Source organism: Kitasatospora sp. NPDC042419, from assembly GCF_056437345.1.
In genome coordinates this window covers 1-20,877 of the sequence record NZ_JBWKAW010000052.1, presented here as the reverse complement: position 1 = coordinate 20,877, position 20,877 = coordinate 1, and the positions used below count along the sequence as shown (strand labels likewise).

Here is a 20,877-nt window from a genome sequence, read left to right as displayed (position 1 = left end):
CGCAGCGGAGGTGCTGCGGCCCCGGCGGGCACGGGCTCAGAACGTGCCCGAGGTCACTTGCTCTTCTTGGAGAAGTAGTCCAGCGCGTGCTGGGCCACGTCGTCCAGGTACGGGCCGGCCTCCCAGGTGTTGTCGAACCCGCCGATGGAGGTGTCCGAGACCAGCACCTGCTTGCCGTCCTTGGTGGTGAACCAGCCGCCGCCGCTGTCGCCGCCGGTGCCGTTGCAGCCGATCATCAGCATCGTCGGGCGGGCCGGGTCCATCGACCGGCGGGCCGGCTTGCCGCTGTCGCAGTGCTCCAGCTCCATGCCGTCGAAGGGCTTGCCGGCCGGGTAGCCGTAGCTGCTCACGGAGGTGATCTGGTCACGCGGGGCGTTGAACCAGATCGGCACCGAGCCGCCGACGACCTCCTCCAGCGACTTCCCGCTGCCGTCCGGGTTGGCCACCTTGAGGATGCCGAAGTCGTACTGGCTCCACGGGCCGCCGTTCTCCGGGTCCGCCTCGCCCGCCCACTGCGGGGAGATCATGCCCGCGACCGCGCCCCACTCGCCGTACGGCTCGGCCTGGGCCAGCGAGCCCTGCTTGCCGCCGCTCAGCACGCCGGTGCTGTTGAACGCCGGGGCGAAGGTGATGTTGGTGTGGTACTTGCCGCCCTTGCCGCCGTGCAGGCAGTGGCTGGCCGTCCACACCAGGTTGCTCTTGCCCGGGTTCGCCGGGTCGGAGACCACGGTGCCGGAGCACACGTACTCGTCGCTGCCCTTCTGGAAGAACAGCTTGCCGTTCACGTGGTACTGCTTGGCGAACGGGTGCGGGACGGGCTTCTCCTCGATCAGCTTCGGCTGCGGGTCGTTGCCGCCGTCCCCCGGCGGCTGCGCGGTCGGCTGGGCCGGCTGGGTGGGCTGGGCCGTGGGCTGCGCGGGCGGCTGGGTGGGCGCCGCGCCGGTGGGCTGGGCGGCCGTCGGCTGCGCGGTGGGCTGGGTGCCCGGGCCCGGCTTGTAGGGCTTGGCCTTCAGGATCTTCTGCAGGTCCCAGTAGCCCTTGACGGCCGGGGTGATCACGTTCTGCTGGGCCCACTTGTCCCAGTCGTCGAAGCCCCACTTCTTCAGCTCGTCGACGCTGGGCAGCTTGATCGGTGCCGCGCCCGGCTTGTCGGTGGAGCCGGCGGTGGCCGCGGTGGCCGGTGCGGTCGGCGCCGCTACCGGGTCGCTGTTCTCCGGACCGCACGCGGTCGCGACGACCATGGTCAGCGCGACGACGGAGGCGCCCAGCGCGGCACGCGTCGCCCGGGATATCGGTGACATGAGTTCAATTCCCCCTGTGGATGCACGCCACGGCGCCGCGGGCCCCTGGGGGCCGCGGGTGTGGCGGGTGTGGCAGGGGAGGAGTCTGCCATGCGGGTCGGACCGGTCCCGCGCCCCGGACCGGTCCGGGGCGCGGCTGTCACCGGATCGGCACGCGATCGGCACGGAACGGCCAACGGAACGGCCGGCGGGACGGCGGGGGAGCGGCAGGGGAACGGGGCGGGGGAGCGGCGGGAGCGGCGGGGGGACGGGCCGGGGGACAGGCCGGGAGGCGGGCGGCGGAAAAACCGGTTGCGAGGCTCCGCGGACCTTCGTAGCGTGTTCCCCGTCAGCCACCAGAACAGGAGAAGGCCGTTGCTCTACTGAGGTCCCGAGACACCGCCCCCGCCGCGCCGCAGCCCTGTCGCTGCCCGCGGTCCGTGAGTGTGCGAGTGCCCGACCTCAGTGGTGAGCCGGCCCGGCGACCCTCGTCCTGCTGACGACCCCGGCCCGTTCCCGGCCCACCCCTCCCGGCCTCCGCCTCCGTACCCGCGGTGTCTCCCGTGTTGCTCCGCGACCACGCGTCGCCCCGCGACCCGCCCCGCCGTCCCGCGACGGCGTCATCGCTGCGCGATCACGCCCCCGCCCGACGGCCGCCCGGTCGCTCCACGACCACGGCCGGTGACCGGCCACGTCCGGCAACCCCCGGGAGGCTTCCATGGCACAACCCACCACCTCGCTCCTCTGCACCGACCTCTCCTTCGAGTGGCCGGACGGCAGGCCCGTCCTCGACGGCTTCCACCTCGCCGTCGGCCCCGGGCGCACCGGACTGATCGGGCTCAACGGCGCGGGCAAGTCCACGCTGCTGCGCCTGCTGGCCGGCGAGCTCACCCCCACCTCCGGCACCGTCAAGGTGGCCGGCGAGATCGGCTACCTGCCGCAGGGCCTCACCCTGGACACCGGCCTGCGGGTCGACGAGGCGCTCGGCGTCCGGACCGTCCGCGAGGCCCTGCACGCCGTCGAGGCGGGCTCCACCGACCAGCGCCACTTCGACGCGGTCGGCGACGACTGGGACGTCGAGGAGCGCGCCCGTGCCCTCCTCGACCGGCTCGGCCTGCAGCGGCTCGACCTGGACCGCACCACCGGCGAACTGTCCGGCGGCGAAGCGGTGCTGATGCGGCTCGCGGCCCTGCTGCTGCGCCGCCCCGACGTCCTGCTGCTCGACGAGCCCACCAACAACCTCGACCGGGCCGCCCGCGAGCGGCTCTACGAGACGGTCGCCGGCTGGGGCGGCGTGATGGTGATCGTCAGCCATGACCGCGAACTGCTCCAGCACGTCGACCAGATCGCCGAACTGAGGGACGGCCAGGTCACCTGGTACGGCGGAAACTTCGCCGAGTACGAGCGCACCGTCGCCGCCCAGCAGGAGACGGCCGAGCGGCTGCTGCGCAACGCCGAGGCCGACGTCCAGCGCCAGAAGCGGGACTTGAGCGAGTCGCGGATGAAGCTGGACCGCAGCGCCAGCTACGGCAAGAAGCGCTCCGTCACCCGCAACGACCCGCACATCTTCGCCGGCAAGCTCAAGCGCCAGGGCCAGGAGACGGCCGGCCGCCTCCAGGGCATGCACACCGAGCGGCTGGAGGAGGCCAAGCGCCGGCTCACCGCCGCCGAGGAGGCGGTCCGGGACGACGCCGAGATCCGGATCGACCTGCCGCGCACCGCCGTCCCGGCCGGTCGCACCGTGCTCACCCTGGACAAGGTCCGGCTGCCCTACGGCACCACCGCCGACCTCGACCTGCGCGGGCCCGAGCGGATCGCCCTGGTCGGCCGCAACGGCTCCGGCAAGACCACCCTGCTGCGCACCATCGCCGGCGAACTCGCCCCGCTGGTGGGCGAGGTGACCGCGCCGGTGCCACTGCGCCACCTCCCGCAGCGACTCGACCTGCTGGACGACGCGCTGACCGTCGTGGGGAACGTCAAGCTGTTCGCGCCGACCGCCGGGGACAACGCGATCCGGGCCAGGCTCGCCCGGTTCCTGTTCCGCGGCGGCCGGGCCGACCAGCTCGCCGCCACCCTCTCCGGCGGCGAGCGGTTCCGCGCCACCCTGGCGGCACTGCTGCTGGCCGACCCGCCGCCGCAGCTGCTGCTGCTCGACGAGCCGACCAACAACCTCGACCTGGCCAGCGTCCGCCAGCTCACCCAGGCGCTCGCCGCCTACCAGGGCGCGCTGATCGTGGCCAGCCACGACCTGCCGTTCCTGCGCGGCCTCGGCATCACCCGCTGGCTGGAGCTGGACGGCGAGCTGAGGACGGTGGATCCGATGTGACGGGCGGGTGGCCGGCCGGGTGGTCGGGTGGTCGGGCAGGTGGTCGGGCGGCGGCGGTCGGGCGGCGGCGGGCAGCGGGTGCGGCCGCCGGCCCTGCCGCCCGGCTACCCCTCGCCGTGTCCGCCGCCGAGCAGGCGCCGGGCGGCGGTCAGGGCGGAGTCCTGCCCCCGGTTCAGCTCCTCGTCGGTGAAGACCGGGGTGGGGACGTCCGGGGGGATGCCGGGGCCGTCGAAGGTGGTGCCGGCGCGGGTGAGGAACTCCTCGTTCGGCAGGACGGCCGTGAAGGTGTCCGAGACGGGCTTGACCATGATGTCGGAGAAGACCCCCTGGGTGTTCTCGCCGATCCGGACCGCGGCCGGGCGCCGCTCCATCAGTGCCTGGGTGAAGGTCTCTCCCGCGCTCACCGTCGAACCGGCGGTGAGCAGGGCCACCGGGCCGGTGAACCGGGGCGTGGGGGCCGGCCGGACCAGGACCGGCTGCGGGGAGGTGAAGCGGGCCGGGTCGGCCGGGTCGTTCCGGGCGATCTTGCGGTAGGCGAGGTACGGCCGGTCGGTGAGCCGGGCGGCGATCCGCAGCCCCAGTTCGTCCGAGCCGCCGCCGTTCAGCCGTACGTCGACCACCAGGCCGTTCAGCCGCCGGGGGTGGGCCAGCAGCACGTCCAGTGCCCGGTCCAGCTCGGCGGCGTGGTCCTGGTAGCCGCCGTCGTCGACGTATCCGTCGAAGGCGCTCACCCTCAGGTAGCCGATGCCGCACGGGAGTTCGCCGACACCCAACAGGCCGTTGCCGAACGTCCGCTCCGGGGCCACCAGTTGGGCGGCGACGGCCTTCGCCGCCGGCTCCCGCACCTCGTCGGTGGGCTCCCGGGTGCCCGGCCGCAGACCGCTGAAGACGGCGCTGAGCCCCCCGTCGGCGCGCTTGCGCGCCAGGGCGGTGTGGGCGTCGCCGAGCGGCCGGAGCAGGTCGACGAAGACCTGCTGGAGCTCGTCGGCGGTGGTCCGCGGGGTGATCCGCGCCCGCTGGGCGGCCCCGACCGCACGCCAGTCGGTCCCCTTGGCGGCGAAGAAGGGGTAGTTCTCCTCGAAGGTCGCCCAGAACCGGTCGAAGGCGGCGAGCGGGTCCTGCGGCGCCGGCTGCCGGCAGAGCGCCGGCAGGCCGCCCGGCATCCGGGCCAGGTGCTTGATCGCGCTGGCCCCGTCCTCCTTGTACACGGCCCGGTTGCGGCCGTCGGGGGTGACCGTCAGCTCGCCGTACGCCTTGCCGGGCCGGCCGAACCTGACGGCCCCGCCGTGCCCCGGGGCGCCGACCTGCTCGCCCTTCAGCCAGCCGGGGGTGCAGCTGATCCGGGTCACGTCGTAGGTGGTGAGCGCGGTTCCGGTGAACTCGATGATCGTCCCGTACCCGTCCACCTGCCAGGCGCCCGTGAGCCGCCCGGCTCCGGGCCGGGCCGCTCCGCCGTCGCCTGCGGGCACCGCCCCGGCGGCGCCGACCGCGCCCGCGGTCACCGCGAGCACCACCGCCGCGATCCCCGTCGTCCGGGCCGCCCTGCGGGCCGCCGGCCGGGCTCGCGTGCGCTGCTTCGCCGTCCTGGTCGGGGTGTTCCCGTGCTTCATCGTCCGTCTCCGGTCGTCTCGGATCGTCTCGGATGGTCGGGGGCGGTCGCCGCCCGCCCCGGCGTGCCTGTGATCGCGGCCGTCGTGCCGGGTCGCGATCGTTGTGCGGGTTGTGCGGGTTGCGGGGGCTCTGCCGGTCGCGTCCGCCCGGGGTACGGGCCGGGCGGCGGCCCCCGGCGGCCCCCGGTGCTACCGGGGAGGTCCGCCGCAGCCCCCGCCGCCCCCAGGTCCAGGCCTCCCCCGCGGAACCCCTCCGCCGCCCACGACCGACGGTACGGACCCGCCCCGCCCCGGCACGTCCACCCGCAGAGCGGTCCCCACCGAGACCCCAGGGGTACGCCGCCGCCACCCCGCCTCCGCCCGGAGGCGTACGGACACGGGCCCGTTCGACGGGTCGGCCGGCGGTGCCGGTCCGGTACCCAACTCCCGTACGCTCCAGTACCATCGGCGCCATGCCAGCGCTCAATATCGAGTACACGGAGCACGAACTCGCCGCCATCCGCGCGGCGGCCGCCGCCGACGGGAAGAGCGTCAAGGCGTACGTGCACGACCTCAGTGTGCGGGAGCAGCAGCGGCGGGTCTTCGTCGACCACGCGGTGGCGTTCTGGAACGCCCACCGGGCGGAGTTCGACGAGGCGTTCCCGGAGGACGCGCCGGCCGCCTGAGCGCGGGCGCGGCCTCGGCACGGCCACGGGCGGGACGTGCGGGCGGGATGCGCGGGACGGGTGGACCGGACGGGGCCGCCGAGGCGGTGGGGGCGGGAAGGGTGCCGCGATGATGCTGCTGCACGTCGATCTGCGCTGGCTGCTCGACGTCCAGGAGCAGGCCTCGCCCGAGGACCTGAGCGTGCGGGACTACTCGGCCCTGCAGGCGGCCGTCGCTCGGCACCGGGTGAACACCGCGCAGCTCGGCCACGACGCCGATCCGGCGTGGTGCGCGGCCACGCTGATGCACACCATCGTGCTGCTGCGGCCGCTGCCGGTGCGCAACAACCTCTACGCCTGCATGACCACGGCCGCCTACATGCACGCGGCCGAGGAGGGCATCGACCCGCCGTACGGCGCCCTGGTGGAGCTGGCCCGGGACGTCGCCGAGGGGCGGGCGGACGTGTTCGCGGCGGCCGACCGGATCCGCTCCTGGAGGATCTGAGCGGGAGTCCGGGCCGGCCGCCGCGGGGACGGGGCGGGGCGGGGCAGGGTGGGTCAGGGCGGAGGGGCCGGTCAGGCCTCGGCGGGGGCGGTGGTCCGGCGGAGCTTGCCGGCGACCAGGGTGCCCAGCCGGTCCAGGCCCACCACGGCGGCCCCCAGCACGACGAACTCGACCGTCAGCAGGGCGATCTGGCCCCAGACGTAGCCGTACCCCTCGGTCGTCGGGTCGAAGAAGAAGTAGGGGTACGGCATCGGGTAGTTGGAGAAGAGCGCGTTGCGGGCCAGCACGATCGCCGCGTAGCCGAGCGGGAACGCCAGCCAGAGCGGGATGTCGCGCCAGGAGGACGCGTTGCGCGGCCGGAGCACCAGCCAGTCGGCGATGACCAGCACCGGCGTGACGTAGTGCAGGAAGAACGACGACCAGTGCTGGAGCTTGTCCGGTCCGTCGAAGAGCCCGGGCAGCGGGTTGGCGCCGTGCTCCAGCAGGACGTGCGAGACCAGGCCGGTGATCAGGATGTACAGCGTGGCGGCGCCGCGCAGCCGGGGCGCGGGGGCGTCGACGGTGTCGCGCTTGACCATCCAGTACACGGCGCCGATGAAGTAGCCGAGCACGATCACGTTGCTCTGGACGGTGAAGTACACCAGCGGCGCGGTCTGGAGGGTCAGGCCGAGGCCCGCCGAGAGCACGATGCCGAGGCGCCACCAGAGCGCCGGGCTGGTCCGGACTGACATGCGGCCACCAGTTCGTTTCAGGCGATACGGGAGGTATCGGACGGTCGTGAGGGGAAGGTCGCACTCTACCCGCCGGTAGGCCCGGGGCGGAAGGAACCTCCCGGCCGGCTCCCGGCAGGCTGCCGGGCGGCCCGGGCGGCCGGTTCCGCGCGATGAAGGTCGGCCCCTGGCCGCTCTCTAGGCTTTTTCACGTGTCCCACAGTCAACTCCCCGGCCTGGCACGGACCTCTGTGCCCGGCACGCAGCTCATGTGGAATCTCCACGGCCTCAAGCAGGAGATCTTTCGCGCTCCGGACGCGGCCGACGACGGACGACAAGGAGGCTGGTCGGTGACTTCTTCGGGATTCAAGCGCGGCACCCCGCCAGGTCTGACGACCCGGTCGGGACCGCGGTACCGGACATGGGACGGGGCGGAGGCGGACCTCGCCGAGCAGCAGCGGCGGATGGCCGCCGGGCTGATGCTGCGGGCGGCCGAGCAGCGCTCGGTCAGCCGTCGCCGGACCGACCGGATCGTCGCGAGGCTGCCGCTGCGGGCGGTCGCCCTGCTGGTGGCCACCGCCGTCTGCGTTCCCCTGGTGCTGACCGGACGGATCGAGGCGGTGGTCGGCTTCCAGGCCGGCATCGGGTTCATGCACCTGGTGACCGTCGGGCTGGACATCCGGTTCTCGGCCCGCGAGTCCGGCTTCGACTGGCGCAAGCGGCACTCGGTGTCCTCGCGCTCTTTCCCACGCCACCCGCTCGACTGAGCCGCCGCCCGTCCGGCGACCCCGCGGATTCCCTGCCCCGGGTGCCGGACGAGCCGGAGGAACAGCCCACCGCACCACACGGAAGGACCGACCCGTGCTCCACCCTCCCACAGCCCGCCCGGCCGCCCTCCCGGGCGACCGGATCTGTCCGTGCCCGACCGAGGGGGTGCGGGCATGACCGTTTCGACCCTCCTCGTGGCGCAGGGCGGTGCCCCGGTCGGCCTGGAAGCGGTGCTGGTCCCGGCCGCCGTGATGTTCGTCGTCGCCGCCGTCGGCTGGTGGCTCACCCAGCGGAACCGCGCCAAGGACGCCCTCGGCGCCGAACTCGCCGACGTCATCGGCCTGCTGCGCGCGACGGACCTGCTCCTGCGTTCCCTCTCCGCGCCGGTCTCCGCCCGTGACGTCGCCCGGCTGCGCGATCGCGCGCTGGCCGTCCAGCAGGCGGCCGAGTTCGCCCCGCGCGGGATGCGCCCGGAGCTGGAGGCCGTCCTGGCCGCCGTCACGGCCTACCTGGACGCGGTGGACCCGCCGGGCGGCACCGGACGGGCCGGCGGGGACGGCCTGCTGAACGCCGCCTACCGGCAGGGCCGGGCGGCCGAGCGGGCCGCCGCGGCGATGGGCGCGGCCGAGCTCGCGGCCCGTCGACTGCTCGGCCGGAGGCGGTCCGGCCGCCGGGCGGTCTCGGTCTGAGCGGTCCGGCCGGACCGCCCGGACCGCCCGGACCGTCCGGCCCGTCCGGCCCGCCCCGGCGGCTCAGCCCGGGAGCACGAACCCCGACTCGTACGCGGTGATCACCGCCTGGGTGCGGTCCCGGGCGCTCAGCTTGGCGAGCACGCTGCCGACGTGCGTCTTGACGGTCTCCTGGCTGACCACGAGCTTCGCCGCGATCTCGCCGTTGTTGAGCCCGGCCGCCATCAGCCGCAGCACCTGGCCCTCCCGTTCGGTCAGCCGGCCGATCGGACCCCGGTCCCGCTCGGGCGCCCGGTCGGCCGAGCCGTACCGGAGGGCGAGCTCGCGGACGGCCGCCGGGAAGAGCAGTGAGTCGCCGCGCGCGATCAGCCGCACCGCCTGCACCATCTCCTCCGCCCGGGCCCGCTTCAGCAGGAACCCGGCGGCGCCCGCGCGCAGGGCGTCGTAGACGTGGTCGTCGTGCTCGAAGGTGGTGACCACCAGGATCCGGGGCGGGTCGGCCATGCCGCCGACCAGCTGCTCGGTGGCGCGGATGCCGTCGATGCCGGGCATCCGGACGTCCATCAGCACCACGTCCGGGCGCAGTTCGCGCACCAGCGGTACGACCGCGGCGCCGTCGGCGGCCTCGCCGACCACGGTGAGGTCCGGCTCGGCGTCGATCACCACCCGCAGGCCCATCCGGACCAGCCGCTCGTCGTCGGCGATCACCACCCGGACGGGGCCGTCCGCCGGCTTCCCGGCGCCCGCGGCCTCCACGGGACCCGTCGTTCCCACGGCGCCCGCGGCTTCCACGGGACCCCCGGTGCGTGCAGTGTCGTTCATCGTTCCCCTCCCACTCCCACGGGCAGCCAGACGGCCAGCCGCCACGTCGTTCCGTCGTCCGCCGGCCCGGCCTCGCAGCCGCCGCGCAGCGCCGCCGCCCGCTCGCCGATCCCGCGCAGCCCGCGGCCGCCGCCGGGGCGGCTGGGCCGGGCGGGGCCGAGCGGGTTGGTCAGTTCGATCTCCAGCCGCCCGCCGGCCGGTCCGACCCGCAGCCGGGCGGGCGCGGGGCCGGCGTGCCGGAGCACGTTGGTGAGCCCCTCCTGCACGATCCGGTACGCCTCGCGGGAGAACGCGGCCGGCAGCCGGTCCAGCCCGGGGGACAGTTCGGCGTCGACCTTCACCCCGGTGCGGGCCAGCTGGCGCAGCAGGTCGTCCAGCCCGGCGAGGGTGGGCCCGGCGGGGCCGGGTTCGGCACGGTCCTCCTCCCTCAGCAGGCCCAGGACGGCGTCCAGTTCGGCGACGGCGCCGCGCGCGGTCTCCTCGATGGCCGCCAGCGCCTCGGCGGCGAAGTCCGGGTCGGTCCGCAGCACCCGGGCGGCGGCCGAGGCCTGGATGCCGACGGCGCTGAGCGCGTGGCCGACCGAGTCGTGCAGCTCGCGGGCGAGCCGGTTGCGCTGGGCGAGGACGGTGGCCCGCCGTTCGGCGGCGGCCACCCGTTCGTCCGGGGTCGGGCCGAGCAGGACGGGCGCCCAGCGGCCGAGCAGCGCGCCGAGCCCGGCGCTGGTGGAGACGATCAGGCTGAGCAGCGCGAGGCCCATCAGCGGGCCGGGCAGCCAGCTGGGGAAGCCGTGGTCCTCCCAGAACCGCACCATCTCCTCCAGCCCGGTGGGGGAGACCAGCAGCACCACCGCGAACGGCGCCCCGGCCAGCGTCATGCCGCTGACGATGCCGCCGAACAGCAGGTGCAGGACGTACCAGGCGGCGGTGCGCCACCGGGCCGCCCAGGACCGGGCGGGACCGGTGGCGACCTCGTCCGGGCGGGCGGGCTCGCAGAGCGCCCGCGCGGCGGCGCCCTCCAGCGCCCGGGCGATCGGCACCAGCGCGGTGACGGCGGCCATCGGGAGCGACAGCCCGAGCGCGGCGAAGTGGAGCAGGAGCTGGCGCAGCGGGCTGTTGCGCTGGTCGAGGCTGCCCAGCAGGACGGCCGAGAGCATCCAGTACGGCATCAGCAGGGCGCCGCCGAGGACCAGGTGCGCCCAGCGCAGTCGGGCCCGCCGCCCGAACAGCGCTCCCGCCGCCCGTCGTGCCGTCCCGCTCCTGCCGGTACCCGCGCCCGCGCCCGCCCCCGTGATCACTGCGCAGACTCTACGTCAGCGGCGCCGGTGCGGCCGGTGGTTGCGGCGCTCCACGCGGTGTCCCGGGCCGCCGCCCGTTCGACCAGGGCGATCGCGCCGGCCGCCAGCACCAGCAGGCCGGTCACCACCTGGACCGACTCCACCAGGGGCATCAGCCCGGGCACGGCCCGGTCCAGGTCGGTCACCTCGGTGCTCATCCCGAGTGCCACCAGCTGCCAGGACCCCCAGCCGAACAGTGATCCGGCCGCCGTCCAGGCCACCGCCAGCGGCACCCGCAGCCGCCACCCCGGCCGGAGCCGGAACACCAGGACGAGCAGCGCGGCCGCCGCGGACAGCGCCATCACGGCGGTCACCCCGTCCAGCACCGCGATGCTCCGCCCGTGGTGCTCCCGCCACTCCAGCGGCAGCCCGGCGCCGCCGCCGAACGCCCAGTACAGCCGGGCTGCCGCCACCCCGAGGGCGAGCAGCGCGGCGACACCCGCGAGCGACCGTTGCACGGTGAGCGTGGGAGTGGCGGGCAGGTCCCCGATCCGGTCGCGCAGCAGGCCGGCCCAGCGCCGCCGGGCGTACAGCAGGAATCCGGTGATCAACGCGAGGCCCTGGACGGCGAAGCCGCCGTACACGACGGTGAACACCCAGTCGGAGACCCCGCCGGCCCCCTCGCCGGTGGACTCCTCGGGCCCGAGCACCAGGGTGCTGAGCACCGACAGCGGCATCGCCACCAGAATGGTCCCGAGCAGCCCGGTCGCCACCCACATCGGGAACGCCAGCAGCCCGGCCGGGGCCCGCAGTCCCCACGGCCGGACGAAGGACAGCGCCAGCAGGACGGCGATGGCGTCCATGCCGAAGGTGAGCAGGTTGGCGAGCCAGAGGTCGTCCATGGAGTCGCCGGCGCCGACCGGGTGGCCGGTGAGCCAGAGCAGCTTGAGGGCGAGGTACGGCAGGGTCGCCGCGACGGCCACCCCGGCGGCCAGGGCGGCCACCCGGCCGACGGGAGGTGTGGTGGGTGCCGGGGTCGGACGGAGCGCGGTCGTTGAGGTCATGCCCCCACGCTCCCGCGCCCGGTCCCGTCGGCACGTCCTCCGCGGACGGGATCCGCCTCCCCCGCCGGGGGGATCCGGCGGTGGGCGGAAGCGGCCCGGAGGAGGAGTGCGCGCCATCCGGTGGAGGAGTGGGCGGAGCGGCGGGCGCCCCGGGGCCGAGCGGCGGGTGCCCCGGGCGGGGCGCGACGACCCGGGTGCTCCGGCCCCGAAGGTCTTGTTACCGGCGGGTCGCTTCCCTATCATCGCGAGTGTTACAGCTTTACTGTCAGACCTCGGAGGGGCAGTGGCGCCCGTGCGTGGCAGTGGTGTGCGTGGGAACGGCGGCCCGCTGGCCGGGGTCCGCGTGGTCGAACTCGCGGGGATCGGCCCCGGCCCCTTCGCCGCCATGCTGCTGGGCGACCTCGGCGCGGACGTGGTCCGGGTGGACCGCCCGGAGCCCTCGCCGCTCGGCATCGAGCCGGCGTACGACGTCGCCAACCGCAACAAGCGCTCGGTCGTGATCGACCTCAAGTCCGCCGACGGGCCCGCCCGGGTGCTCGACCTGGTCGCCCGCGCCGACCTGCTGATCGAGGGCTACCGGCCCGGCGTCGCCGAACGCCTCGGGGTCGGACCGGACGACTGCCACGCCCGCAACCCGGCGCTGGTGTACGGCCGGATGACCGGCTGGGGCCAGCAGGGGCCGCTGGCCGCCCGGGCCGGCCACGACATCGGGTACACGGCGGTGGCCGGGGTGCTCGGCCTCGTCGGCCGGGCGGGCGCGGACCCGGACGAGCCGCCGGCCGTCCCCGCCAACCTGCTCGGCGACTACGCCGGCGGCTCGCTCTACCTGGTCGTCGGCCTCCTCGCCGCACTGCACCACGCCCGGGCCACCGGCGCCGGCCAGGTCGTCGACGCCGCCGTCGTCGACGGCGCGGCCCACCTCACCGCCGTCCTCCTGGGCCTGCTCGCCGGCGGCCGCTGGCAGGACCGGCGGGGCGCCAACCTGCTCGACGGCGGCGCGCCGTTCTACGCCGTCTACCCCGCCGCCGACGGCGGCCACCTCGCGGTCGGCGCGCTGGAGCCGCAGTTCTACGCCGAGTTCGCCCGGCTGCTGGAGCTCGGCCCCGACGCACCCGGCCAGTGGGAGACCGCCCGCTGGCCCGAGCTGCGGGCCCGGATCGCCGCCCGGTTCGCCGGCCGCACCCGGGCCGAGTGGGAGGCCGTCTTCGCCGGCTCCGACGCCTGCGTGGAGCCGGTGCTGACGATGCGTCAGGCAGCCGCGCACGAACACCTGGTGAGCCGGTCCACCTACGTCGAGGTGGACGGCGTCACCCAGCCCGCGCCCGCCCCGCGGTTCTCCGCCACCCCGGGGGAGCTGCGCCGTCCGCCCGCCCGGCCGGGCGCCGACACCGCGGAGGTCGCCCGCGACTGGGGTGTGCCCTCGCTCGCGGCGGGGTCGCCGGGCACCGGCTGACGGCCCGCGCCGCGTCCCGCCCGCCCTGCCCTGACCCACCCCGACCCACCCCGACCCGCCCCCGCAGCCCTCCCCGACCCGCACCCCACCGGCTCGCAGCCCTCCTCGACCCCCAAGGAGCCCGCCGTGCAACGCGACCTCTTCACCGACGAGCACGAGGACTTCCGGGCGACCGTCCGGTCCTTCCTCGCCAAGGAGGTGCTGCCGCACTACGACCGCTGGGAGAAGGCCGGCATCGTCGACCGCGAGGCCTGGCCGGCCGCCGGCCGGCAGGGCCTGCTCGGGCTCGCCGTCCCCGCGGAGTACGGCGGCGGGGGCACCGCCGACTTCCGCTACGCCGCCGTGCTGGCCGAGGAGTTCGCCCGGGCCGGCGCCTCCGGTCTGGCGATCGGACTGCACAACGACATCATCGGCCCCTACCTCACCTCGCTCGCCACCGAGGAGCAGAAGCGCCGCTGGCTGCCCGGCTTCTGCACCGGCGAGCTGATCACCGCCATCGCGATGACCGAGCCCGGCACCGGATCCGACCTCCAGGGCATCCGCACCCGGGCGGACGACCGGGGTGACCACTACCTGCTCAACGGCGCCAAGACCTTCATCTCCAACGGGATCCTCGCCGACCTGGTGGTCGTGGTCGCCCGCACCACCCCCGAGGGCGGCGCGCACGGCCTCAGCCTGCTGGTGGTCGAGCGCGGCATGCCGGGCTTCGAACGCGGCCGCAACCTCGACAAGATCGGCCAGAAGGCCCAGGACACCGCCGAGCTGTTCTTCCAGGACGTCCGCGTCCCCAAGGAGAACCTGCTCGGCGAGCTGAACGGGGGCTTCGTCCACCTGATGCAGAACCTCGCCCAGGAGCGGCTCGCCATCGCTGCCGCCGCGATCGCCGAGGCCGAGTACCTGGTCGAGATCACCACCGAGTACGTCAAGGGGCGCGAGGCCTTCGGGCGGCCGCTGGCCAAGCTCCAGCACGTCCGCTTCGAGATCGCCGAACTGGCCACCGAGTGCGCGGTCACCCGCGCCTTCGTCGACCGCTGCATCACCGAGCACAACCGGTACGCGCTCACCCCGGCCGATGCCTCGATGGCCAAGTGGTGGGCCACCGAACTGCAGAAGCGCACCGCCGACCGTTGCCTCCAACTCCACGGCGGATACGGGTACATGAGCGAGTATCCGGTCGCCCGGGCGTTCACCGACGGCCGTATCCAGACCATCTACGGCGGGACCACCGAGATCATGAAGGAGATCGTCGGCCGCTCCATCCTCGGCTGACCGCACCGCACTTCCGCAGGCCCCACCGCCGGCCCGTCCGCGGGCCGGACCGCAGACCCGAACCGCAGACCCGAACCGCCCGCCCAACCGCGCAGGCTCCCGCGCCCGAAAGGCTCTTCACCGTGACCACCGAAGCGTACGTCTACGACGCGATCCGCACCCCGCGCGGCCGGGGCAAGGCCACCGGCTCGCTGCACGGCACCAAGCCGATCGACCTCGTCGTCGGCCTGATCCACGAACTGCGCCACCGCTTCCCCGGCCTGGACCCGGCGGCGGTCGACGACATCGTGCTCGGCGTGGTCAGCCCGATCGGCGACCAGGGGTCCGACATCGCCCGGATCGCCGCCATCGCGGCCGGCCTGCCCGACACCGTGGCGGGCGTCCAGGAGAACCGCTTCTGCGCCTCCGGCCTCGAAGCCGTCAACCTGGCCGCCGCCAAGGTCCGTTCGGGCTGGGAGGACCTCGTCCTGGCCGGTGGCGTCGAGTCGATGTCCCGGGTCCGGATGGGCTCCGACGGCGGCGCCTGGGCGATGGACCCGATGACCAACTACGAGGGCTACTTCGTCCCGCAGGGCGTCGGTGCCGACCTGATCGCCACCATCGAGGGCTACTCCCGCACCGACGTCGACGCCTTCGCCGCCGAGTCCCAGGCGCGCGCCGCCAAGGCCCAGGCCGACGGGTTCTTCGACCGCTCGGTCGTCCCGGTGCGCGACCGCAACGGCCTGGTCGTCCTGGAGCGCGACGAGTTCATCCGCCCCGGCACCACGGTCGAGACGCTGTCCGGGCTCAAGCCCTCCTTCGCGGGCATCGGCGAGGCCGGCGGCTTCGACGCCGTCGCCCTGCAGAAGTACCACTGGGTGGAGGCCATCGACCACGTCCACCACGCCGGCAACTCCTCCGGCATCGTGGACGGCGCGGCCCTCGTCGCCATCGGCAACCGCGAGGTCGGCGAGCGGTACGGGCTGCGCCCGCGCGCCAGGATCGTCTCCGCCGCCGTGTCCGGCTCCGAGCCGACCATCATGCTCACCGGCCCGGCGCCCGCCACCCGCAAGGCGCTCGCCAAGGCCGGGCTGACCGCCGCCGACATCGACCTGGTCGAGATCAACGAGGCCTTCGCCGCCGTCGCCCTGCGCTTCATCCGCGAGATGGGCTTCTCGCCCGAGCAGGTGAACGTCAACGGCGGCGCGATCGCCCTCGGCCACCCGCTCGGCGCCACCGGCGCGATGATCCTCGGCACCCTGATCGACGAGCTGGAGCGGCGCGACCTCCGCTACGGCCTGGCCACCCTCTGCGTGGGCGGCGGCATGGGCATCGCCACCGTCGTCGAGCGCATCTGACCCCCCTCCTGGAGACGTAGATCCCATGTCTGACACCACCATCCGCTGGGAGCAGGACCAGGAGGGCGTGGTCACCCTCGTCCTCGACGACCCCACCCAGTCCGTCAACACCATGAACGAGGCCTTCACGGCCGACTTCGAGGCCGCCGTCGCCCGGCTGGCCGCCCTCGGCGACGACCTGCGCGGCGTCGTCGTCACCTCCGCGAAGAAGACCTTCTTCGCCGGCGGCGACCTGAGGATGCTCTCCGCCGCCCGCCCCGAGGACGCCGCCGCCGTCTTCGAGAAGTCGATGCGGATCAAGCGCGCCCTGCGCACCCTGGAGACGCTCGGCAAGCCGGTGGTCGCCGCGATCAACGGCAGCGCGCTCGGCGGCGGTCTGGAACTCGCCCTCGCCTGCCACCACCGGATCGCCCTGGACACCCCCGCCAGCCGGATCGGCCTGCCCGAGGTCACCCTCGGCCTGCTCCCGGGCGGCGGCGGAGTCGTCCGCACGGTCCGGCTGTTCGGCATCACCGACGCCCTGCTCAAGGTCCTGCTGCAGGGCCGCCAGTACCGGCCGGCACAGGCCCTCGACAACGGGCTGGTCCACGAACTCGTCGACAGCTCCGACGAGTTGACCGCCCGGGCGCACGCCTGGATCGAGGCCAACCCGACCGCCGTCCAGCCCTGGGACGTCAAGGGGTACAAGATCCCCGGCGGCACCCCCAGCACCCCGGCCCTCGCCGCCAACCTGCCCGCCTTCCCGTCCAACCTGCGCAAGCAGCTCGCCGGCGCGCCCTACCCGGCGCCGCGCAACGTGCTCGCCGCCGCGGTCGAGGGCGCGCAGGTGGACGTCGACACGGCCATGGTCATCGAGGCCCGCTACTTCACCGAGCTGGCCTGCGGGCAGACCAGCAAGAACATGATCCAGGCCCTCTTCTTCGACATGCAGGCGGTCAACTCCGGCGCCGGGCGGCCGGATTCCTTCGAGAAGCGGACGGTCCGCAAGGTCGCCGTGCTCGGCGCCGGCATGATGGGCGCCGGCATCGCCTACACCTGTGCCAAGGCGGGCATCCAGGTGCTCCTCAAGGACGTCACCGTCGAGGCCGCCGAGCGCGGAAAGGCCTACTCCGAGGGGCTGCTGGCGAAGGCGGTGGCCCGCGGCCGGACCACCGAGGCGCAGCGCGACGAACTGCTCGCCCGGATCACCCCCACCGCCGAGGCCGCCGACCTGGCCGGCTGCGACGCGGTGATCGAGGCGGTCTTCGAGAACCCCGAGCTGAAGCACAAGGTCTTCCAGGAGGTCGAGGGCGTCGTCGCGCCGGACGCGCTGCTCTGCTCCAACACCTCCACCCTGCCGATCGGCCTGCTCGCGGAGGGCGTCGGGCGCACCGCCGACTTCATCGGTCTGCACTTCTTCTCGCCGGTCGACAGGATGCGGCTGGTGGAGATCATCCGCGGGCCGCAGACCGGTGACGAGGCGCTGGCCCGCGCGTTCGACCTGGTCCGGCAGATCGACCGGACGCCGATCGTGGTCAACGACTCGCGCGGCTTCTTCACCTCCCGGGTGATCGGCCAGTTCATCAACGAGGGCGTCGCCATGGTCGGCGAGGGCGTCGACCCGGCCACCGTCGAGCAGGCCGCCGCCCAGGCCGGGTACCCCGCCAAGGTGCTGTCGCTGCTCGACGAGCTGACCCTGACCCTGCCGCGGAAGATCCGCGACGAGCACAGGCGGGCCGTCGAGGCCGCGGGCGGCGAGTGGACCGCCCACCCGGCCGACGCGGTGGTGGACCGGATGGTCGACGAGTTCGGCCGCCCCGGCCGCAGCGGCGGCGCCGGCTTCTACGAGTACGGCGAGGACGGCCGGCGAGGCCGGCTCTGGCCGGGCCTGCGCGAGCACTTCACCGAGGCCTCCGTGGAGATCCCCTTCGAGGACCTCAAGGAGCGGATGCTGTTCAGCGAGGCGCTGGACTCGGTCCGCTGCCTGGAGGAGGGCGTGCTCACCTCCGTCGCCGACGCCAACGTCGGCTCCATCCTCGGCATCGGCTTCCCCGCCTGGACCGGCGGCGTCCTCCAGTACGTCAACGGCTACCCGGGCGGCCCGGCCGGCTTCGCGGCCCGCGCCCGCGAACTCGCCGCCGCGTACGGCGAGCGGTTCGCGCCGCCGGCCCTGCTGGAGCGGATCGCCGCCGAGGGCCGGGTCTTCGCGGACTGACGGGCCGTCAGTCCACCGGTCGCTCCACCGCACCGGGCGGGGTCGTGGGACTTCCCACGGCCTCGCCCGACGCTTCGCCCGGTTCCTGACCCGGCTCCCGTTCCGGTTCCTCGCCCGGCTCCCGGTTCGGCTCCCGGTCCGGTTCCTCGCCCAGGTCTTCGCCCAGCTCCTCGCGCAGCGACCGCTGGAACGCCGTCACCAGCGCCTGCGCCACCATGGGCTGGATGTGGTCCGTGAGCGCCTTCATCCGCTCCACCTCGTCCGGTGCCGGCTCGCTCTCCCGGTACGGCTTCCACACCGTCTCCCGGAACAGCCGCTGCAACTCCCGCGCCGTCGCCCGGCTGTGCTCCAGCACCACCGCGCGCGCCGCCTGGAGGGTCTCCAGCGGGATCGGCACGTCCAGGATCCGCACGCCCAGCGGCAGCAGCCCGGGGTCCACCCGGAACACCTCGGGGTCCGTCGTCCGCTCCAGCGCCCCCATCGCGGCCAGCCGGTCCAGCTGCTCCTCCGACAGCGGCCGGCCGGCCCGTCGCTCCACCTGCCCCCGGGCCACCTCCTCCGGTGCCTCCGGCGTCCAGGAAGCGACCAGCGCCCGGTGGATCGCCAGGTCCAGCGGTGTCGAGTCGTGCGGCAGCCGCCCCAGGTAGCGCTCGATCGCCGCCAGGGTCAGCCCCTGCCGCTGCAACTCCTCGATCAGCCCCAGCCGGTCCAGGTGCTCGGCCCCGTACCACCCCACCCGCCGGGCCCCCAGTACGGGCGGCGGCAGCAGCCCCTTTGTGCCGTAGAACCGCACCGTCCGCACCGTCACGCCCGCCCGTGCCGCGAGCTCGTCCACCGTCAGCCGCACGTCCACCCCCGCCTCCCCGTTCCTCGCCCGACGCGTCTCGCACCACTGCTGTGACAGCACGAGTGTGACAGCGCTGTGTCACCCGGTCCACCGGAGCGGCGGGCAGGCCCGGTGGGCGGGCCCGGTGGGCGGCCGGACAGGCCCGGTGGGCGGTCGGGCCGCCCGGTGGACGACGCGGCGGAGGTCTTCGCCGTCGGCACCGACGGCGTGATCCCCCGCGCCTGCAAGGCCGACGGCAGCCCCCGGAGCGCGCGGTCCGCCCTCGGTGGCTGGGCGTTCGAGGCCGGCCGACCCCTCCCGGCGCCCCGGACGGGCCGCCTGACACCCCGTCGGGCGTCCGCCCGTTCCCCGGGAAGCCGCCGGTGCGGGGACCGGCGCGCACCCGTGAGGCCGGGTGCGCGTCGGCGGTGGCTCCGCCGTCAGCGGGCGGGGGAGTCGACGAGGTCGGGGTGGTGGCGGCGGGTGACCTCGGGGTGCGCCCTCGTGTAGCCCTTCCACTCGTTGAAGCCGAAGTCGGCGTAGAGCGGGTTGGCCGGGTCCTGGGTGGCGCCCGGGGCGTGGTGGGCGAGCGGGAAGTCCAGCGGCTCGACGTGGGCGTCGAGGCGCGGGTTGTAGAAGAACGGGACGGAGAAGCGCTCGCGGGCGCCGGCCGGGCTGACCACCCGGTGGCTGGTGGCCTTCAGGTAGCCGTCGGTGGCGACCTCCAGCAGCTCGCCGAGGTTGACCACGAAGGCGCCCTCCATGGGCGGGACCTCCAGGAAGCTGCCGTCCGCGCGCTCCACCTGGAGGCCGCCGACGGTGTCCTGGAGGAGGAGGGTGATGAAGCCGTAGTCCTTGTGCGCGCCGACGCCCTGGCCGGCGCCGTCGGGCGCGGTGCCCGGGTAGCGGACCAGCTTGAGCCGCAGGTGCGGGTGGCCGGCGAAGGCGTGGTCGTAGAAGTCGGGGCGGGCGCCGATCGCGGCGAGCAGTTCGTGCAGCAGCCGCCGGGCGACGGCGCCGAGCCGGTCGATCCAGCCGAGGGCGGCGGTCCGCAGCTCCGGGAGCGACTCGGGCCACTGGTTGGGGCCCTCCAGCCACCAGTAGGCCGGCTCGTCGGAGGCGGGGACGTGCGGGGGCAGTTCGGCGCCGATGTCGAGCTGGTCGCGCCAGTCCTGGCTGCCGCCGGTGCGCTCGTCGCCGGTGCGCGTGTAGCCCCGGTAGTGCGGGGAGTTGAGGTTGGCGACGGCGAGGCGGTCGGCCTCGGGGAGGGCGAAGAAGGCCCGCATGGCGGCGGTGAGGGCGACCGTCTCCTCCGGGGTGACGCCGTGGCCGACGAGCTGGAAGAAGCCGACGTCGGTGGCTGCGGCGCGGAGCTCGTCGTGCAGCCGGGTGCGGTCCTCCGGGCTGCCGTCGGCGAGCGAGAGGTCGATCACCGGGAGGCTGTCCAGTCCGGAGGGAGCGGTCCCGGCCGCGGTCCCGGCGGCGGGCTCGGCGGCGGGCTCGGTGGAGGGGGTGGTGGGGTGCTGCTGCGTCATGGGTGACATCCGCTGGGTCTCGTCCCGACCGGTTCCGGTGGTGACCGGGGACGCCGGGGACGCGCCTGGTGCGGCGGGTGTGCCCGGGGGTCGGGGAGGGGGAACGGCCGGCAGGGGCCGCGCTGAGGGTGGGAGGGTGCGAGGTTCAGCTGGAGCGTCGACAGGACATGCTGGTCACGCGGAGCAGGTCCACGTGGCGACGGCGAACGAGTATGAGCACGTCACCAGCCTAGATCAAGGGTTCGAGGGGCGGAGAAGGGCCCGGGGTGGCGGCGGGCCCGGGGTACCGGAGGACCCGGGGTGCGGGAGGATCCGGGTCTGTACATGTCATAGCCATAACGAGATGGTGCTCCCACAGTGGACGGCAGGCAAGGGGGCGAGTGCGGGGCAGGCAGGAGGGCGGGGGCGGGAGGGCCCGTGGCGGGCGCCCCCCCCCCCCCCCCCCCCCCCCCCCCCCCCCCCCCCCCCCCCCCGCGCCCGCCCCCCCGGCCCCCCCCCCCCCCCGGCCCCCGCGCCGACCGCCCACCCGACGCCCCCGCGGCACGCGCCGCCCCGGCCGGCGCCGCCGAGG

At 74.9% G+C, this 20,877-nt stretch carries 17 protein-coding genes; 9 read left to right on the top strand and 8 right to left on the bottom strand.

The annotated features are described in order from the left end of the window. Positions 1-53: 53 nt before the first annotated feature. A complete protein-coding gene (locus tag AC067J_RS42130) occupies positions 54-1,301 on the bottom strand; it encodes a trypsin-like serine peptidase (RefSeq protein ID WP_478308136.1) in 1,248 nt (415 codons plus the stop codon). Between the two features lie 697 nt (positions 1,302-1,998). Between AC067J_RS42130 and AC067J_RS42125 the strand changes: the two genes are divergently transcribed. Further along, entirely contained in the window at positions 1,999-3,606 is a 1,608-nt protein-coding gene (locus tag AC067J_RS42125; protein ID WP_478308134.1) for an ABC-F family ATP-binding cassette domain-containing protein, read from the top strand. A 104-nt stretch (positions 3,607-3,710) separates the two neighbouring features. Here AC067J_RS42125 and AC067J_RS42120 read toward each other — a convergent pair whose 3' ends face one another. Then, positions 3,711-5,216, bottom strand: a complete 1,506-nt coding sequence (locus AC067J_RS42120) for a S41 family peptidase (protein WP_478308133.1) — start codon at positions 5,214-5,216, stop codon at positions 3,711-3,713. A gap of 452 nt (positions 5,217-5,668) precedes the next feature. On the opposite strand from AC067J_RS42120, the gene AC067J_RS42115 reads away from it, so the two are divergent. Continuing rightward, the gene (locus tag AC067J_RS42115) at positions 5,669-5,881 is read left to right on the top strand and encodes a hypothetical protein (RefSeq protein ID WP_478308132.1); all 213 of its coding nucleotides are present in this window, start codon (positions 5,669-5,671) and stop codon (positions 5,879-5,881) included. A gap of 112 nt (positions 5,882-5,993) precedes the next feature. Beyond that, positions 5,994-6,365: a toxin Doc gene (locus tag AC067J_RS42110; protein ID WP_478308152.1), complete on the top strand. Its 372-nt coding sequence runs from the start codon at positions 5,994-5,996 to the stop codon at positions 6,363-6,365. Between the two features lie 71 nt (positions 6,366-6,436). Here AC067J_RS42110 and AC067J_RS42105 read toward each other — a convergent pair whose 3' ends face one another. Continuing rightward, positions 6,437-7,096, bottom strand: a complete 660-nt coding sequence (locus AC067J_RS42105) for a Pr6Pr family membrane protein (RefSeq protein ID WP_478308131.1) — start codon at positions 7,094-7,096, stop codon at positions 6,437-6,439. 329 nt (positions 7,097-7,425) lie between these two features. Between AC067J_RS42105 and AC067J_RS42100 the strand changes: the two genes are divergently transcribed. Then, complete coding sequence (locus tag AC067J_RS42100; protein ID WP_478308130.1) at positions 7,426-7,842, top strand: hypothetical protein; 417 nt, start codon at positions 7,426-7,428, stop codon at positions 7,840-7,842. A gap of 174 nt (positions 7,843-8,016) precedes the next feature. Continuing rightward, entirely contained in the window at positions 8,017-8,532 is a 516-nt protein-coding gene (locus tag AC067J_RS42095) for a hypothetical protein (protein WP_478308128.1), read from the top strand. 63 nt (positions 8,533-8,595) lie between these two features. Here the strand turns inward: AC067J_RS42095 and AC067J_RS42090 are convergent, their stop codons facing one another. From AC067J_RS42090 to AC067J_RS42080, 3 genes are read right to left on the bottom strand one after another with little or no spacing between them, the layout of a single operon-like run. Next, positions 8,596-9,354 (bottom strand): response regulator, encoded by a 759-nt coding sequence (locus tag AC067J_RS42090; protein WP_478308127.1) that lies wholly within the window; start codon positions 9,352-9,354, stop codon positions 8,596-8,598. Then, positions 9,351-10,649 carry a sensor histidine kinase gene (locus AC067J_RS42085; RefSeq protein WP_478308125.1) on the bottom strand — a complete coding sequence of 433 codons (1,299 nt, stop codon included), beginning with the start codon at positions 10,647-10,649 and terminating at the stop codon, positions 9,351-9,353. The genes AC067J_RS42090 and AC067J_RS42085 overlap by 4 nt, the downstream gene beginning before the upstream one ends. Then, positions 10,646-11,692: a hypothetical protein gene (locus AC067J_RS42080; protein WP_478308124.1), complete on the bottom strand. Its 1,047-nt coding sequence runs from the start codon at positions 11,690-11,692 to the stop codon at positions 10,646-10,648. Before AC067J_RS42080 ends, AC067J_RS42085 begins: the two co-directional genes overlap by 4 nt. Positions 11,693-11,975: 283 nt before the next feature. On the opposite strand from AC067J_RS42080, the gene AC067J_RS42075 reads away from it, so the two are divergent. The 4 genes from AC067J_RS42075 (at position 11,976) to AC067J_RS42060 (ending at position 17,945) form a co-directional block, all read left to right on the top strand. Beyond that, positions 11,976-13,145: a CaiB/BaiF CoA transferase family protein gene (locus AC067J_RS42075; protein WP_478308123.1), complete on the top strand. Its 1,170-nt coding sequence runs from the start codon at positions 11,976-11,978 to the stop codon at positions 13,143-13,145. Between the two features lie 126 nt (positions 13,146-13,271). Beyond that, positions 13,272-14,414, top strand: a complete 1,143-nt coding sequence (locus AC067J_RS42070; RefSeq protein WP_478308122.1) for an acyl-CoA dehydrogenase family protein — start codon at positions 13,272-13,274, stop codon at positions 14,412-14,414. Between the two features lie 122 nt (positions 14,415-14,536). Beyond that, the gene (locus AC067J_RS42065; RefSeq protein WP_478308121.1) at positions 14,537-15,751 is read left to right on the top strand and encodes an acetyl-CoA C-acetyltransferase; all 1,215 of its coding nucleotides are present in this window, start codon (positions 14,537-14,539) and stop codon (positions 15,749-15,751) included. Positions 15,752-15,776: 25 nt separating this feature from the next. Next, positions 15,777-17,945 (top strand): 3-hydroxyacyl-CoA dehydrogenase NAD-binding domain-containing protein, encoded by a 2,169-nt coding sequence (locus AC067J_RS42060; protein WP_478308120.1) that lies wholly within the window; start codon positions 15,777-15,779, stop codon positions 17,943-17,945. 7 nt (positions 17,946-17,952) lie between these two features. On the opposite strand, the gene AC067J_RS42055 is transcribed toward AC067J_RS42060, so the two are convergent. Together AC067J_RS42055 and AC067J_RS42050 are read right to left on the bottom strand one after the other, a co-directional pair. Next, complete coding sequence (locus AC067J_RS42055; protein ID WP_478308119.1) at positions 17,953-18,798, bottom strand: MerR family transcriptional regulator; 846 nt, start codon at positions 18,796-18,798, stop codon at positions 17,953-17,955. A 413-nt stretch (positions 18,799-19,211) separates the two neighbouring features. Continuing rightward, positions 19,212-20,306: an isopenicillin N synthase family dioxygenase gene (locus AC067J_RS42050; protein WP_478308118.1), complete on the bottom strand. Its 1,095-nt coding sequence runs from the start codon at positions 20,304-20,306 to the stop codon at positions 19,212-19,214. Between the last annotated feature and the right edge of the window lie 571 nt (positions 20,307-20,877).